Origin of the sequence: Dongshaea marina (assembly GCF_003072645.1) — a bacterium.
In the GTDB taxonomy this organism is placed as follows: domain Bacteria; phylum Pseudomonadota; class Gammaproteobacteria; order Enterobacterales; family Aeromonadaceae; genus Dongshaea; species Dongshaea marina.
Genome location: NZ_CP028897.1, coordinates 1,728,754 through 1,743,424, shown reverse-complemented (window position 1 = coordinate 1,743,424; position 14,671 = coordinate 1,728,754). Strand labels below are relative to the sequence as shown.

At 52.0% G+C, this 14,671-nt stretch carries 15 protein-coding genes and 1 pseudogene; 8 read left to right on the top strand and 8 right to left on the bottom strand.

From position 1 onward, the window contains the following. Positions 1-113: 113 nt before the first annotated feature. Together DB847_RS08485 and DB847_RS08480 are read right to left on the bottom strand one after the other, a co-directional pair. Positions 114-1,253: a glycoside hydrolase family 5 protein gene (locus tag DB847_RS08485; RefSeq protein ID WP_199911776.1), complete on the bottom strand. Its 1,140-nt coding sequence runs from the start codon at positions 1,251-1,253 to the stop codon at positions 114-116. A gap of 80 nt (positions 1,254-1,333) precedes the next feature. Continuing rightward, the gene (locus DB847_RS08480; RefSeq protein ID WP_108650288.1) at positions 1,334-2,104 is read right to left on the bottom strand and encodes a type 2 periplasmic-binding domain-containing protein; all 771 of its coding nucleotides are present in this window, start codon (positions 2,102-2,104) and stop codon (positions 1,334-1,336) included. Positions 2,105-2,363: 259 nt separating this feature from the next. Here DB847_RS08480 and DB847_RS08475 point away from each other — a divergent pair, with 259 nt between their 5' ends. From DB847_RS08475 to DB847_RS08455, 5 genes are read left to right on the top strand one after another with little or no spacing between them, the layout of a single operon-like run. Beyond that, a complete protein-coding gene (locus DB847_RS08475) occupies positions 2,364-3,359 on the top strand; it encodes a DUF3404 domain-containing protein (RefSeq protein ID WP_108650287.1) in 996 nt (331 codons plus the stop codon). Then, positions 3,250-3,828, top strand: a complete 579-nt coding sequence (locus DB847_RS08470) for a sensor histidine kinase (protein ID WP_407644458.1) — start codon at positions 3,250-3,252, stop codon at positions 3,826-3,828. Before DB847_RS08475 ends, DB847_RS08470 begins: the two co-directional genes overlap by 110 nt. Beyond that, the gene (locus DB847_RS08465; protein ID WP_108650285.1) at positions 3,806-4,444 is read left to right on the top strand and encodes a response regulator transcription factor; all 639 of its coding nucleotides are present in this window, start codon (positions 3,806-3,808) and stop codon (positions 4,442-4,444) included. Before DB847_RS08470 ends, DB847_RS08465 begins: the two co-directional genes overlap by 23 nt. After that, positions 4,441-4,941 (top strand): DUF2861 family protein, encoded by a 501-nt coding sequence (locus DB847_RS08460; protein WP_108650284.1) that lies wholly within the window; start codon positions 4,441-4,443, stop codon positions 4,939-4,941. The genes DB847_RS08465 and DB847_RS08460 overlap by 4 nt, the downstream gene beginning before the upstream one ends. Positions 4,942-4,959: 18 nt before the next feature. Next, on the top strand, positions 4,960-5,277 hold the full coding sequence (locus DB847_RS08455; protein ID WP_108650283.1) for a DUF2861 family protein: 318 nt from the start codon (positions 4,960-4,962) through the stop codon (positions 5,275-5,277). Positions 5,278-5,284: 7 nt separating this feature from the next. On the opposite strand, the gene DB847_RS08450 is transcribed toward DB847_RS08455, so the two are convergent. The 6 genes and pseudogenes from DB847_RS08450 to astE all read right to left on the bottom strand — a co-directional run bounded on the left by DB847_RS08450 (position 5,285) and on the right by astE (position 10,460). Beyond that, the gene (locus tag DB847_RS08450) at positions 5,285-6,349 is read right to left on the bottom strand and encodes a nitroreductase family protein (protein WP_108650282.1); all 1,065 of its coding nucleotides are present in this window, start codon (positions 6,347-6,349) and stop codon (positions 5,285-5,287) included. Continuing rightward, on the bottom strand, positions 6,349-6,516 hold the full coding sequence (locus tag DB847_RS24315) for a hypothetical protein (RefSeq protein ID WP_159084475.1): 168 nt from the start codon (positions 6,514-6,516) through the stop codon (positions 6,349-6,351). The genes DB847_RS08450 and DB847_RS24315 overlap by 1 nt, the downstream gene beginning before the upstream one ends. Positions 6,517-6,955: 439 nt before the next feature. Beyond that, the gene (locus DB847_RS08445; protein WP_159084474.1) at positions 6,956-7,507 is read right to left on the bottom strand and encodes an APC family permease; all 552 of its coding nucleotides are present in this window, start codon (positions 7,505-7,507) and stop codon (positions 6,956-6,958) included. Positions 7,508-7,530: 23 nt separating this feature from the next. After that, positions 7,531-8,568: an APC family permease gene (locus DB847_RS08440; protein ID WP_108650280.1), complete on the bottom strand. Its 1,038-nt coding sequence runs from the start codon at positions 8,566-8,568 to the stop codon at positions 7,531-7,533. Between the two features lie 485 nt (positions 8,569-9,053). Beyond that, the gene (locus DB847_RS08435) at positions 9,054-9,245 is read right to left on the bottom strand and encodes a DUF1107 family protein (RefSeq protein WP_108650279.1); all 192 of its coding nucleotides are present in this window, start codon (positions 9,243-9,245) and stop codon (positions 9,054-9,056) included. A 202-nt stretch (positions 9,246-9,447) separates the two neighbouring features. Next, positions 9,448-10,460 (bottom strand): annotated as a pseudogene (gene astE / locus DB847_RS26610) (succinylglutamate desuccinylase). A 283-nt stretch (positions 10,461-10,743) separates the two neighbouring features. Between astE and DB847_RS08425 the strand changes: the two are divergent. The 3 genes from DB847_RS08425 to DB847_RS24885 all read left to right on the top strand — a co-directional run bounded on the left by DB847_RS08425 (position 10,744) and on the right by DB847_RS24885 (position 14,652). Beyond that, complete coding sequence (locus DB847_RS08425) at positions 10,744-13,224, top strand: glycogen/starch/alpha-glucan phosphorylase (RefSeq protein WP_108650278.1); 2,481 nt, start codon at positions 10,744-10,746, stop codon at positions 13,222-13,224. Positions 13,225-13,420: 196 nt separating this feature from the next. After that, on the top strand, positions 13,421-14,455 hold the full coding sequence (locus tag DB847_RS08420; protein WP_199911775.1) for a sugar phosphate nucleotidyltransferase: 1,035 nt from the start codon (positions 13,421-13,423) through the stop codon (positions 14,453-14,455). Next, positions 14,377-14,652, top strand: coding sequence for a GlgC family sugar phosphate nucleotidyltransferase (locus tag DB847_RS24885; RefSeq protein WP_456073091.1), 276 nt, complete (start codon positions 14,377-14,379; stop codon positions 14,650-14,652). The genes DB847_RS08420 and DB847_RS24885 overlap by 79 nt, the downstream gene beginning before the upstream one ends. Positions 14,653-14,671 lie beyond the last annotated feature (19 nt).

The window sequence follows — 14,671 nt, the reverse complement described above, 5'->3', positions numbered from 1 at the left end:
TAGCTTGTAAAGGAGAATAAGCTAATCAGTAAACAGCCAATCATTGACTTGAACATCAGCTCTCCCTCACAGTCGTTTTTGGATCACTTCAAACAGAGGAGATGAGTGGTATTTCACAGGATCGGGCTCTCCTTTTTCCTGGGCCTGCCAATATTTCCATCCAACATTTTGCTGGGGCCAAGCTCATAGTTCATCGCATCCCAGCTATCTTCGCGAAAGCTATAAAAAGCCCAGTGCAGCCGGTATTGATCCAAAACGGTTAATACATCCGTCAGATACTGCTTGCAGCTATTCATCTTACGAACACAGCCAAACTCGCCCGCCACCAGCCGGTTCATCGGGATCTTCTGCTCTCTTGCCCAGTTGACCGGCAGGGTCAGATACTGAGCAACCCGCTTTGCATCCCAAAGCTGAACAGCTCCATCTCCAAAGGGCACCTTGCCAGGGTAAACATAGGGGTGTTTGCGCCGAAGGTTCGGGCCGCTGGTCGCCGCATAGGGCTCATACATATGAAAGCTATAGAGCACCCGTTTATCTGAAAGTGGTTTTGGCCAATAGCTAAAATCATCGGCTGCGGCATACCAACCTGCATCCACCATGATTGGTGTCAGTGGATCTACGCTACGGATCGCCCGGATGATGGTTTCATAAAAAAGCGGCAGATCTCTGGCCCCCCCTTTGTGTTTGGCATACCAGGCCTGCATCTGCTTCACCGTGGCATGTTCGGCAAGGCCTGCACCTTTTTCGGGTGTCGGCTCGTTAATAATGTTATAGGCCGCAATCCCGGGGGTATTTTTTAACTCGGCGGCGAGATCTCGCCAGAACTTTGCAGCGACTTGCCAGTTGCCCTTACTCTGCCATAACCGGCTATCGGTTTTTCCCCCATTATTTTGGCTCCAGCGAGCGAGTGGAAGAGACAGGGGAGTGACCACAACCTTGAGCCCGGCCTTGTGAGCTCGCCCAATGACAGATTTTAGGGTGTTCAAATCCGACTTCACCAGCCCCTGATAGTCATCTGCATCCCCTATCAGGAAATCACGCTCTTTGGACTTCCACTTCCCATAAGCCAGCCGAACCCAACTGGCATGGTACTGTCTCAGTGCCTCAAAATAGGCCTGATCAGGTGGTAATCGATTGAAGCTATTGCCGCCATGCTGAGGCTCGTCCCAAAAATGGATCAGATCGGCGCCAAAAGTATTTGAGCTCACCAATAAAGATGAACAGATGAGAAGGAGAATTTTTGTGGTTTTCATGCCTGCTCTCAAAAGTAGATAGAGTCTCCACATTTGAGCAGATCTGATTTATCGGTTTGTCAGCTGAATGTCATCTCTTGTCAGCGCATCACCAGCTGGTAATAACAGGCTTGGTTATCTCTGAGATACGCCAGGGCATTCCAAAAATTTTGTGCACTCTTGGGGTGGCTGGCAACAAAAGATTTGGATAAGGGGGCATACAGATCCATCTGGATCAAAGGCTTAGCCAGGGGCCTTAAACTATCACCTAATCCCAGACGACGGATCATCTCCTCGCCTGTGGATTTTTGCAGCACGAAACCATCGAGTTGTCCCTTGATGACCCGCATGATCTCCTGATCTGAACTTTCCCGTTTGTAGTTGGTGAGAACCCCTAACGCACCGAGCCTGCGTTCACTCATGAAGTTATCCGGAGCATCCAGCCCCTTGCGGATCCCATGGAAACGGTGACCATTCCAGGTCACCGATGAATCATTCGGTACATAGATGAGATAACGGATCCGCCACAGGTAGCGTGCAGTATCCAGATGTCCCTGACTATCTTTGGGATAAGCCAGCCAGCGAGCTCTTTGAGCAGTCCAGCGCATCGCAAACATCCCATCATATCGTCCTGAGCGGATCCCACGCTCACATTGGGCCTGGCTGTTGCGCTGAAAGTTCACCCTAAGGCCCGCTTTTTGTCCGGCCGCCATGATCAACAGGGGTAAAAGCTTCTCAGGGGCCAGGGTTGAGGCATGCTCAACCGGCAATAACGTGGATTGCGGGTATCCGTCATAACAAAAAGTTATGGTCTTGGCTTGCAGCGGGCAACTGACACAGAGCAGTATCAGAAGGACTTTTGAGAGATTCATTTAAATCACTAAGCTAAACATCAGGGAACCCTAACAGATCTCCCATCCGGGGATAATGACCAACCACAGGATCGCCCCAATTATCCATCTGATCCTGCGCATCCAGAGTGTGATGATACCCGCTTCCTCCCGGAAATCACCTGAAATTGGTCAAAGATAAACCAGTTCCTATAGAAGAAACATTTTTTGAAAGCTTTTCAGCTCTTTTCGAAAAGGGTTATCCTATGCCAAACAGCAAACGCTGACATTCAGATGACATATGCAACCAGATACCAGCTACAATAATCCGCTCTCCCAAAGCTGGTTCACTATGATTGTACTTCCCTTTTTACTGCTCTTGTTATTGCTTCCCGCCCCGGGAATTGCCAAAGAGCCCCTGGCCTCCCGCTGGCAGGAATTTACCCGGCAGCTTGAGGCACAGGGCAGCAGTCCCCTGGTAACAGCCAAGGCACTGGGACGCTATCCAAGGGCCCTGCTTGTGCCTCAAAACCAATATCCTCAGCTGAAAACCGAAAGCTGGTCACAGCTATTGCTCCTCAACCAGCTTCGTCATAACTGCACTCCTCCCCTCCACAGGGCCGTGGGTGACAAGGCCGTTGAGTTTGAGCTGGCACAGTGCAGCCATGAGCGCCTTAGAGTGAGCTGGTTTAGAAAAAGCCCCTGGCTCCATCCGGCCGGGGGTAGCTACGCAGGGCGCTACATCAAGGCCCACCCGGATCTAGCCCAGGCCGAGCTGAAGAAACTTCGCCCCTGGGTCACCCTGAAAAACCCATATCATCCCCTGCATGAAGCACTTAAATCCCTCAGTGACGATGAGTTAACTCAGCTGCTAGAGGGCACTCCCTGGCTACTCAGCCAGAAAAACCTCTGGCTACAAACCCGCCTGGGAATATATCGCTTCCCCCACACCCGCTGGAAGCCCCTGGCGGATTCGTACAATATTCGACTCACTCAAACCACAGGTAATTATTGTGCTCTTTCTCAGGGGCGGTGTGCATTAATCAGGCCCCTACCCCCCTTACCTGTTCCTCTCCCTGGGTGTCGGCATCACCCTGCTGCTTCTGATCCTGGCCGGACTGATGATCCGCCAACGGATCCAGAGCGCCAGGGAGAGACGCCATCTGCTGCAGCTATTAACCCACGAGCTGCGCACTCCCATTACCAGCCTGGCACTCACTATCGACAGCTTTCGCCAACACTTCGACGCCCTCAGTCCTCCTCTGCAAAAGGCATTTGCCAGATTGCTCGCCGATAACCAAAGGCTACAGCAGCTCGCTCACTGTAGTCAGCACTACCTGAGCCTCAATCCCGGGCAACTTAGCCAAGATCCCCCGGTTCTGCTCAGTGACTGGTTAAGCCAGCTCTGTGAACGTTTAGAGATATATTTTTCACTGGAGCAGGATAGGCAGATACGCTTTGCGCTATTCTGGGTGAGCCTGATCCTCGACAACCTGGTGCAAAATGCCCGCCTGCATGGCGCCGCCCCGATCCGCATCCATGTGACCCTGAACAAACAACTTAAGATCTGTGTCGAAGATCAGGGGCGGCTCTCAGAGACCCGCTTGAGAAAACTTGCCAAACTCTCATCGCGTAATAAAGGGATGGGGATCGGCCTTTATCTGGTTTCTCGGATCCTTAAAAACATCGGAGGACGGCTGAAGATCCAATCCTCCCCAAGCCGTTTTACCCTGGAGTGTCCCTATGAGTCAGTTACTGCTGATTGAAGATGATCCCCTGCTCGGTGAAGGCCTGAGCCAATTTCTGCAACGCCACGGCTATGAGGTAGACTGGCTACAGCTGGCTCAGGATGTTGAGTCCCACTGGCTTCGGGCCGATCTGGTGATCCTGGATCGCCAGCTTGCCGATGGCGATTCACTTCAGTACCTGGCAAGCTGGCTGAGCCTCAAGGCTCTGCCCGTGATTATCCTCACCGCCCGCGGGGAGCTGGAGGAACGGATTGATGGCCTGGCTGCAGGGGCCCGTGACTATGTCACCAAACCCTTCGCCGAAGAGGAGTTACTGGCCAGGATCCATGCCCAGCTACGCCCATTAGGCTGCGCCCCGCTAAACTACGGCCCCTTAACTCTGGATCTATCCTGCCAACAGGCCAGCATTGAGGGTAAAGAGATTGAGTTGACTCCCAAAGAGTTCAAACTGTTGTGGATGCTGGTGCAAAACCCTCGGCGCATCTACAGTCGGGATGAACTGCTCAATAAGGTCTGGGGATATCAGAGCTTTCCTTCAACTCGCACCATAGACAATCATATTTTACAACTGCGCCAAAAGTTCCCCGGGCTGACCATAGAGACAGTTCGGGGCATAGGGTACCGACTAAAATGAATATCCGGATGCTGTTACTGGTGTTTTCTCTACTGCCTCAGGCAAAAGCGGTGGCACAAAATTCGTGGATCGCGCCATCCCCTCTGCAGGGGGTTTACGAGTCTTTGTTAAAGCAACAACCCACTCAAGCCTGGCAGCAGCTGACCTGGTTACTGGCACAGCCGGTCTCCCAAACCCTGCAGCATGAGTGGCCAAAGGCTTACCAGATCCTGAGCCAAACCAGTCGCTGCGGGCGGGATCTTCCATCAGTAACTCCGTCCCATCAGCTGTCACTCAAGCTTATCCTGATCCATAGTCAGGGGTTTAATCACTCCAGCTATCGTCTCAAGTTTGCCATTGAAGGGGGGACACAGCTCTCGGCCTTAAGCTGCAAGATCATCAGGGGAAAAACTGGCTGTCCGGTAGCACAAATATTGACAACGACTATGCAGAGCTTGAAAGCGAGGATCTCTATGCCCCGCCCCGGCAGGACTCTACACCCTATCCGTGACCCTTAAGGGAAAGACCCGCCAGAGATTACTGATTCTTCCCCCTTCCCCAGGAAAAACTGGGCAGCCCTTCATTTAAAGCAGCAAGACTACCACTTCACCGGCAAGCTCCCCCCTCAGAGTGAAAATTGCCCGCTGAGCCACCTAAACTGGCAGCAGCTGGATGCCGACTATCAGCTCATCCCCGAACAGCAGGAGTTGGTTGCCAAACCCGACTCTCCCCCGGCCCCGTTAGCAAAGGCCGCTTACCTGAGCCTGGTTGCCTCCCAAAGTGTCTACCAGGGAGGGATGCAGATAGAGTGGCAGCAGCGTGCCACACTGCCGATTCTTTATCATAACCAATAACATGCCCTTAACCGGCAGAGTCCATGATCCAGCTCACATCATACCTTGGCAGAGTTTGCCGCTGTGGGATCTGAGAGGCCTCTCTTTGCTCGTCATTTAGAATCCTAAACTTCCCGGCAATGCCCAGTGCATCACAACTCATCTCCCAGTTTGAGCACCAGATGCCCACGGCGACGGCAGCGTAATACCTTGAGGCCGTGACCGAGTAGAAGTCAAATCGAAACAGCGGCTCATCGTTAGGGTTACCTGGCTTCCCATTGATAGAGATGGCGACACAGCGTGTTGTTTGGCCATTATAGGACGAGGGTGCCCATCGGCAGCTTTCATAGGCCTGTCCAAACATCCGAAAAGGCTCTGATCTCACCGGCAAAGATTGAGTCATAGTGGGATCAGAGAAAAACAGAGCGCTGAGGGGCAGGCGCCTTCGCACCTGGGAGTTAAAAAAACGAATAAATAACGGAATATAAATCGAACGATAGCCGACGGCACACAGGCAAATAATCGAATCCTGCTCAGGATTGAAACGATCACCAAGATGTTTGACGACACTCTTGTGATCGGCGCCAGGTCCGATCCAACAAGTACCCAGCCCGATACGGGTAGCATCAATGACTATCTTCTGCAGAGTTCGGCCTATATCGATAATGGCAACACGATCATATTCTGCGGGTGCAATGGCGACCAGGAAGTGACGCGCATTAACAACCGGCCAAACCGTTATCGGGGCCGAGACAAACTCAAAACGTATCGGTGCGGCCCCGAGCCTTGCTTGATGGCTATGTTTCCTGACCGACACCATGAGGCTGTCCATATCTGCACTTGTCAGATCTCTTTTTTGATAGGAACGGCAGGATCTTCGAGCCCGGATCAGCTCAAACACACTCAGCTCGCCGCTGCTCTTTGCAAGGGGCTCCGGGAGCCGAAAACCAAACTTGCAGGAGATGATATCGAACAGAAGGATAAGCAATAAAAGAGCGGGAACAGCACAGATGACGGCTGCGGTTTTCGCTGCACCAACCAGATAAATGATCCCTCCCAGCAGTAAGAGGACAAGAATCAGTGGCAGAGGCATCAGATACTGTAACCACCCTTAAACTGCAGTTGCAGCTTAATCGCCACTAAATAGATCACGAGATCTCGAAGAAACTTGATCTTCACTTTATCTATGATTGCATGCTCATTAGGGCCCAGAGACTCATAGATCTCCATCGCTCTACTCTTTTTATTCGAATCCGCCACGACAGCCTCCCTTCTGAACTCATGAGCCCGAATGCAAGATACCAGGCCCAGTAATCTGCTCCTCAAGAATACTCACAAGTAACTCTGACAAGTCGACTCAGGTTTTACAAACTACTTTTTCAAAAGAGCTGTGAGAACCAGGCTCGGCTGACGTTTCCAGCTCTGAGCCTGTTGCCCCTGAAAGTGGTCTGTTCGCGACACTCATCTTGAAATTTTGTTACCCTGAATGAGTGATGAGCAACAATGCACAGGGCTTTTTCAGCCCTCAGGAAAGGGGCCGTTTTTCCAGCCAGCAGCGTTATCAGCTACTCACATAGAATAACTACGCCACACAACTTCTACCTTGCGGGTAGAAAAAATTGCCAACTGCAGTACCAGGTCATGAACGTCAACAGAGCCCAGAGGCACCCGGGGAGGTCACCTCTGGCATCAGGCCTTTCTAATGGGTACTGGCCAGGCTCTCGGCATGAAGCTGGTATTCAGGATCCTCGTAAATTGCCTGTCGCGCCTTCTCTTTTGGCAAGGCTGCACGGCAAGCCAACCAGAAGATCCCCAGGCTAAACAACACAATCACCACAAAGTCCCAGCCAAAGGGAAGTAGGTTCAGGCCACCGCCAAAGCTTCCCAAATAGGAGATAAGGCTCAGACCCAGAATATAGGGGATCAACCATAGGGCCGCTGTGAACTCGAGCGCATAGCTCTTCCCTCGCTGAGTCAGCCCCCTGTACATCAACATCAGTACCAGCCCAGCCAGGATCGCAAAGACGATCTGATGAATCGTCCCCCAGCCGGTCCAGTAAGCGATCAGGGTACAGACACAGAAAGTCAGAGCGCTAAACAGACGACTACCGGGCAAAATAAAGGGACGATGCAGCTCCGGCGCCTGTTTACGCAGCGCCAGCAAGCAGATGGGTCCCAATCCATAAGAAAGCACAATGGCGGATGATTGAAACGCAACCAATGCCTGCCAGGTCGGCAGCGGAGTTAACAAAAATACCCCGATCACAAAATTGACTAAAATCGCGTAAATGGGAGCCCCTGACGATTCAGCCTCATCATCAGCTGTGGCATATAACGATTTGCACTCACGCCATAGTTGAGACGCGCCGTGGTGGTGGTATAGATCACCCCGGTCCCGGCCGGTGAGATGATGGCATCAATATAGATTAGCTTCACCATCCAGGTGATCCCCAATGCCAATGCGATGCTCGCCAGGGGACCGGTCTGCATGCCCAGACTCAGGGCATTCCAGCCATGACTCAGGTCCTGACGTCCAAGCGCCCCGACGAAGACGATCTGCAACGCCACATAAAGCAGGGTGCAGATGGTCACCGAGCCGATCAATGCCAGTGGAATAGCCCGGGCAGGATTCTTGGTCTCCCCGGCCAATGAGATGCATTCGCGAAATCCGAGAAATGAAAAGATGATCCCGGCGGCAGGGATCGCCCACAACACACCATGCAGGCCATGGGGAGCAAACCCATGATATTGAGAGAAGTTTTGTGGATGAAAGTCACTGAAAAAAATCACCACCAACACCAGCAGTGGAATAAGCAGCTTCCAGTAAGTGATCAAAGAGTTGAACCGGGTCACCAGACGAATTGCGTAGATATTGATGATCGAGAATAGAAATACCAGCAGCACGGCCAAAGCCCACCCCGTATGGGTCAGAAGCGGGCTGGTTCCCTGGTGATAATAGAGGGTCCAGGGCAGATAATGGCTGGCATACTGTAGCATGGCCTGAGCTTCGGTCGGAGCAGTTGCCACACAGGAGAGCCAGGCCAGCCAGGTTGCGATAAAACTGACAACACTGCCGTGAGTAATGTGGGTGAAGCGTACGATCCCACCGGTCAAAGGAAGCGCGGTGGCCAACTCCGCATAGTTAAGGCCGATAATGATGAGAAGGATACCACCAATGACCCAGGAGATGATCGCTGCGGGACCCGCCAGCTGTGCAGCATACATAGCGCCGAACAGCCATCCCGAACCTATCATAGCCCCAAGTGAGGTCATCAATAGTCCCTTGTTACTAATGCTTCTTCTTAACTTCATGCACACTCCATGCGCCGAGGAAAAGAACTAACACTAGCAGAATAAAAACACTTTATTAACAATTAATTAACCAGCTTGCCGATCCGGATGAGTATTCAACCACACGCCAACTAATTAGGCTCTGTTGACGTTTCCAATTTTGAACCTGTTGCCCCTGAAAATGTTCTGTTCGCGGCGCGAATCATGAGGTTTAGTTGTTCTAAATGAGTGATGAGCAACAATGAACAGGGCTTTTTCTGGCGCAATCCGAAGGGCAGTGGCTATTTTTCCTCCCAGCAGCGTTATCAGGTGCTCATGTAGAGCAACTACACCACACATCTTCTGCCTTGCTGGATGAAAAAATTGCCAACTGCAGAGCCAAATCTGAAACTTCAACAGAGCCCAGAAGACAAGGTCATTGAGAGTTTCAGAGTGAAGCTGGCGGGATCAAAAACACCCTCGAGTGAGGGTGTTAGGGAAATATACATGAAATGAACGATGGCGAATTACAGTTGATCAATCAATCCGTTGACCTCACTGACCGTTCGCTTATGCAGGATACCAGAGCCAGGAGCCATCACCAGATGCCCCAGACAAAATTCATAGCTTCCTCTTCCATGGATATAGATACGCCCCTTAAAGAATCCCTTCACATACTTTGCTATCTGAAGAGGACGATAGCTTTGAAAAATCTTCATAACCAACCCTCTGTTTCAAGCTTTCCTTAGTAAGGCATGGGGTTCAAACAAAAGTTCCCACTGCCGAACAAAAAATAATTTTACATTCACAATTAAAAATATTCACCCATTTATTTAGCATCCCCCGAATGCTACCAAATTCTAAAATAACAGAGATAGCTGAACTCAAGCTGATCAGATCCCTCATAACGGCTGCGCCGGATCACACTTGAGTCAAGCTCACCAAAAGGCAGGTCCGCTCCCCTTTCGCCACCCTGGCATTAGGAAAGACAATCGCTTCAAAATCCAGCTCCACCCTGTGCTCCAGCGAGCCATCAACCGCCAGAAGGTGCCCCCTGGGAAACTCGGTAAAGTTAGCCACCGCATCCGAAAAAGTGAAATAGAACTCATCGCTGTGCTTAATAAGAGTGCGATTGACCTGGTAGATCAGAAGCTGCTCAGGCTGCCAGCTCTCGATGCCAGGCTCCGCCTCACAAACAAGCTGCTCCAGCATGGAGCTAGCCTCAGTGAAACGGCTCATATCGTTTTGGCCAAAAGGCCTGGCTTTCCCAAGCTCCACCGTAAAGGCATGAGCCCCATGGGTTTGGGAGCTGAAATAGCTAAAGGTGGTGGTGGGCTCATGGGAGAGTAAGATGGTTCTGACCCCACAGCCAGCCAGAAACATCAGCTGGCGATGATCATGCTTCCTGCCCCTTGCAGATAGGGATAGACAGCAAACTTCTCCTGCTTTGAGTCACGGATCGCGGTATGCAGATCGTAATGGTAGCGCCCCAGAGTCTGCGGATTTTGCTCAAAAAACTGCGACACGTACTGCTCAAGCTTGCGAGCACGCCGTCGCTCACCATTGATCACCCCATCATCCTGGCTGTGCCGGCCGCTAAACAAGCGATTCAAGTTTTCCTCAACCTGGCGCTGTCCAAGAGCCATCGCCCCCGGATTACCAAAGATAAACAGCACTCTGTGACGAACGGTCAGGGTTTTATTTAAAAGTTGGGTGATGAGATCGGAGCAGATCTCAATGGGGGCGGTTTCATTACCATGTACCCCGCTGGAGAGAACAATATCCTTGGTCGGCCGATCGGTCAGGGGCTCAAACAGGAGCACCCCGCTATCCCAGATCTGAACCCGGGTTGAGGGTTCAATGATAAACTCAACAAAATCTGTAAAACATTGATTTTCAAGAGTAAATTCTAAAAAATCATTCTTGGCTATCACTGGCTATCGGCTCTCCATTGTTCTGCACAACCCCGGATTTCATCCCGGGCCCCCGGGCTCTCCCGGCCCGGGCGAGCTGTATTATATGGAACTAGCCTCGCTATTTTCCACAACTCATTGAGTTGCCAAACGAATACAATGGGCTGGATCACAAAACTTGATCACAAAATAGTTGTTTAGAGTTAAATGAATCTTTTATCCTGAGTGCATATAATCAACTAAGGTACAGGTAGTTGATCGCGAACCTTTACACTATCCGGGTTCAAACCTTAACGACAAGGACATGCGTTATGAAGAAACACAACGTCACCAAGATCCCCTCTACTCACTGACAAAAGATGAACTCAAAGCCTCCATTGTTCGCCACCTCCACTCCTCACTAGGCACCAGCATCAACAAGGCTGATAAGAATGCCTGGTGGCGTGCAACCTGTATCGCTATTAATGAGCTCGTCTTCGAAAGACTGACCAATACCCAGGAGACCCACTATAAAGAGGACACCCGGGCCATCCACTATCTGTCGATGGAATTTTTGATGGGTCGTCTTTTGGAAAATAACCTGCACAACCTGTTTTTGTTCGAGACCTGTGAAGAAGCGATTTCTGAGCTGGGCTTTGATCTACGCGATCTCTGTGAACAGGAGCCGGATATGGCGCTGGGTAACGGAGGCCTGGGCCGCCTGGCCGCCTGCTTCCTCGACTCTCTTGCCACCCTTAACTACCCGGCCGTCGGCTACGGTATTCACTATGAGCATGGTCTGTTCCGCCAGGAGATCCATGACTGCCATCAGATTGAGCGTCCCGATGACTGGTGTGAATACGGTAACCCACTGAAAATCTGCCGACCCGAATCGGTTCAGGAGATCCCGCTAGAAGGTTATGTCGAAACCGTCTACGACGAAGATGGCTCAATTCGTAAGATCTGGCACGCCGGTAAGATGATCAAGGGCGTCCCCTGGGATATCCCTGTGGTCGGCTACGGCGGTAATACCGTGAGTATCCTGCGTCTTTGGGAGTCCCGCTCCTCTGGTTATTTTGACTGGGACGTCTTTAATGCCGGTGGTTATGTGGATGCCCAGCAGGAAGAGACCGAAGCGGAAACCATCTCCAAGGTACTCTACCCTAACGATGAAACCGAAGCAGGTAAGATGCTACGCCTGGTTCAGCAGTACTTCTTCTGCTCCTGCTCAATTCGCGACATCATGCGCCGCTATAAGCGCACCCATGATGACTTCAGCGAATTTGCCCAGCAGATCGTGATCCAGCTGAACGATACTCACCCGGCCGTTGCCGTGCCCGAGCTGATGCGCCTTCTGGTCGATAAGGAGCGCCTGCCCTGGAATGATGCCTTCACCCTGTGTCGTCAGGTGTTCTGCTATACCAACCATACTCTGCTCCCTGAGGCTCTGGAGAAGTGGCCTGAGTATATGTTTGAGCGTCTGCTGCCACGCCACCTGGAGATTATTCACGAGATCAACCAGTACTTCCTGGATAACGAAGTCGAGAAAAAGTGGCCACACTGTAATGAGATGAAGCGCCGCCTCTCCATCATCGAAGAGGGTGACGAGCGGATGGTGCGGATGGCACACCTGTGCGTGGTTTCTTCCGCCAAGGTCAACGGGGTTGCCGAGATCCACTCCAAGCTGGTCAAGGCGGAGCTGTTCCCCGAGTTTGATGCCCTGTATCCGGATAAGCTGTGTAATGTAACCAACGGAATCACCCCTCGACGCTGGCTGCTCTCCTGTAACCCGGCTCTGGCCGAGCTCTTTACCCAGGAGGTGGGTGATGACTGGCCGGTCAACCTGGATAAGCTCAAGGAGATAGCTCCCAAAGCTGGTGATGCGGACCTGCAAAAACGCTTTATGGACATCAAGCGCAGCAACAAAGAGCGTCTGGCAAAGGTGATCCTCGAGGAGACAGGCGTCACCGTGAGCCCGGATGCGATCTTCGATATCCAGATCAAGCGACTCCATGAGTACAAGCGACAGCACCTCAACCTGTTGCATATCATGGCGCTGTATCGTCGCCTGCTGGCGGATCCCGATTATGAGATGCATCCAAGGGTGTTCCTGTTTGGTGCTAAGGCGGCTCCAAGCTACTCCCTGGCCAAGAACATCATCTATGCCATCAATCGGGTTGCCGAGCGGGTTAACAACGACAAGCGGATCAAAGATAAGCTGAAAGTTGTGTTCCTGCCCAACTACCGCGTCACCCTGGCTGAGAAGATGATCCCGGCCGCCGATGTCTCAGAGCAGATCTCGACCGCAGGTAAGGAGGCATCCGGAACCGGTAACATGAAACTGGCCCTCAACGGTGCGGTCACCGTGGGTACCCTGGATGGAGCGAACATTGAGATCGCCGAAGAGGTGGGCGATGACAACATCTTCATCTTCGGCCTGACGGTGGATGAGGTCCGGGCCCTGAAGGCCAAGGGTTACCACCCTCAGGATTACTACTACGCGAATAGTGAGCTCAAGGCGGTCATCGACTGGCTGGATAGTGACTTCTTCACTCCGGGTCATCCGGGAGAGCTCTCCCCCATCAAGCAAAGCCTGCTCGATGGCGGCGACCCCTACCTGGTTCTGGCGGACTTTGAGAGCTACTGTAAGGCACAGACCGCTCTGGATAAGGCGTACCGGGATCCGAAGCGCTGGGCGAAGATGGCGATCATCAACGCCACCAGCGTCGGTAAGTTTAACTCGGATCGCTCCATTGAAGACTATGTGAACTACATCTGGAGCCTGGAAGCCTGCCATGTAGTTTAAAGCGGGCTAACGACTCAATCAAAAGCCGCCTCAGGGCGGCTTTTTTACTTTGGCCTTTATCTCCCCCTCCCTTGAGCTCTATCATCCAGTTGGTTAACCAGGGCCTGAGGTATTACGCTTTAAGCAGACAGTGGGTGTTTTCTGTGCTAAGGCTCAGGGATCCTCAGCGTTCGTCACATAGCCACGGAGTATCGTTATGACCAACAAGCCCGCGGTTCCAAAAAAAACAATAGGCATGGTTCTCGCCGGTGGAAAAGGCTCACGCCTTATTCCCCTGACCCGCAATAAATCAAAGCCCTGCGTAGCGTTTGGCGGTCAGTACAAGATCATCGATTTCGTGCTTAGCAACTTCTTTAACTCGGGGATCAAGAATGTCTATATCCTGACCCAATATCACTCCTATACCCTGAATAAGCATATCCGCGACTCCTGGGGGCGAAGAACCGGCATGGACGAATTTTTCGATGCCATCTCTCCCGAAACCAGCAGTGAGAGTGAGGCCTGGTTTCAGGGCACCGCAGATGCGATAAACCACTATCTGAGGTTTATCGAAACCTCAGATGCCGATTACGTTGCCATTTTCGGGGGCGATCATATCTATAAGATGGATATCCGCCAGATGATCGATGCCCACACCCGCTCTCAGGCGGATATCAGCATCGCGGCGCTCGAAGTGGGTATCGAAGAAGCCAGCCGCTTCGGGATCCTGTCCGTCGATAACATGTCCAGAGTCACCGCCTTTAGCGAAAAGCCGCAAAACCCCGCCACCATTCCGGGCCGGGCCACCTGCCTTGCATCCATGGGCAACTATATTTTCTCCCGTGAAAAATTGATCTCCATCCTCAAGGAGGGCAAGCAGCACCACAAGGATCTGGATTTTGGTATGCATGTGATCCCCATGATGCTACGCCAGAGTGATCGGATCTTTGCCTATAACTTTAATGACAACCTGATCCCGGGATGCACCCCGAGGAGCGGGGTTACTGGAAAGATGTGGGCACCATTGACTCCTACTATGATGCCAACATGGATCTCATCGATATCTCCCCTCACCTCAATCTCTACAATTACCAGTGGCCCATCTATTCAGGATTTAGTAATGACCCGCCGGCCAAAACCGTTTTTGATGACGATCACCGCCGCGGTCAGAATCTGGACTCCTATGTATGCGGAGGCTGTATCACCAGTGGTGGCCTGGTGCGCCGCTCCATCCTCGGACCCCGCTGCATGATCCACAGCTATAGCCTGGTGGAGGACTCGATTCTTGCCGAAGGAGTCGTCATCGGCCGGGCCGCCAAAATCAGGCGGGCAATCATTAACGAGGGAGTGATTATCGAAGATGGGGACTGCATCGGCTACAACCATGATGATGACCGGAGCAATGGCTATACAGTCACCGAATCCGGGATCGTGGTCGTCAGCAACTGATCCCTTGCTTCACAAGGAA

Excerpts from the sequence above, each read along its gene's own strand:
- DB847_RS08485 (WP_199911776.1), bottom strand. The coding sequence starts at position 1,253 with ATGAAAACCACAAAAATTCTCCTTCTCATCTGTTCATCTTTATTGGTG.
- DB847_RS08480 (WP_108650288.1), bottom strand. The coding sequence starts at position 2,104 with ATGAATCTCTCAAAAGTCCTTCTGATACTGCTCTGTGTCAGTTGCCCG.
- DB847_RS08475 (WP_108650287.1), top strand. The coding sequence starts at position 2,364 with ATGCAACCAGATACCAGCTACAATAATCCGCTCTCCCAAAGCTGGTTC.
- DB847_RS08465 (WP_108650285.1), top strand. The coding sequence starts at position 3,806 with ATGAGTCAGTTACTGCTGATTGAAGATGATCCCCTGCTCGGTGAAGGC.
- DB847_RS08460 (WP_108650284.1), top strand. The coding sequence starts at position 4,441 with ATGAATATCCGGATGCTGTTACTGGTGTTTTCTCTACTGCCTCAGGCA.
- DB847_RS08450 (WP_108650282.1), bottom strand. The coding sequence starts at position 6,349 with ATGCCTCTGCCACTGATTCTTGTCCTCTTACTGCTGGGAGGGATCATT.
- DB847_RS08440 (WP_108650280.1), bottom strand. The coding sequence starts at position 8,568 with ATGAAGTTAAGAAGAAGCATTAGTAACAAGGGACTATTGATGACCTCA.
- DB847_RS08435 (WP_108650279.1), bottom strand. The coding sequence starts at position 9,245 with ATGAAGATTTTTCAAAGCTATCGTCCTCTTCAGATAGCAAAGTATGTG.
- DB847_RS08425 (WP_108650278.1), top strand. The coding sequence starts at position 10,744 with ATGCGTTATGAAGAAACACAACGTCACCAAGATCCCCTCTACTCACTG.
- DB847_RS08420 (WP_199911775.1), top strand. The coding sequence starts at position 13,421 with ATGACCAACAAGCCCGCGGTTCCAAAAAAAACAATAGGCATGGTTCTC.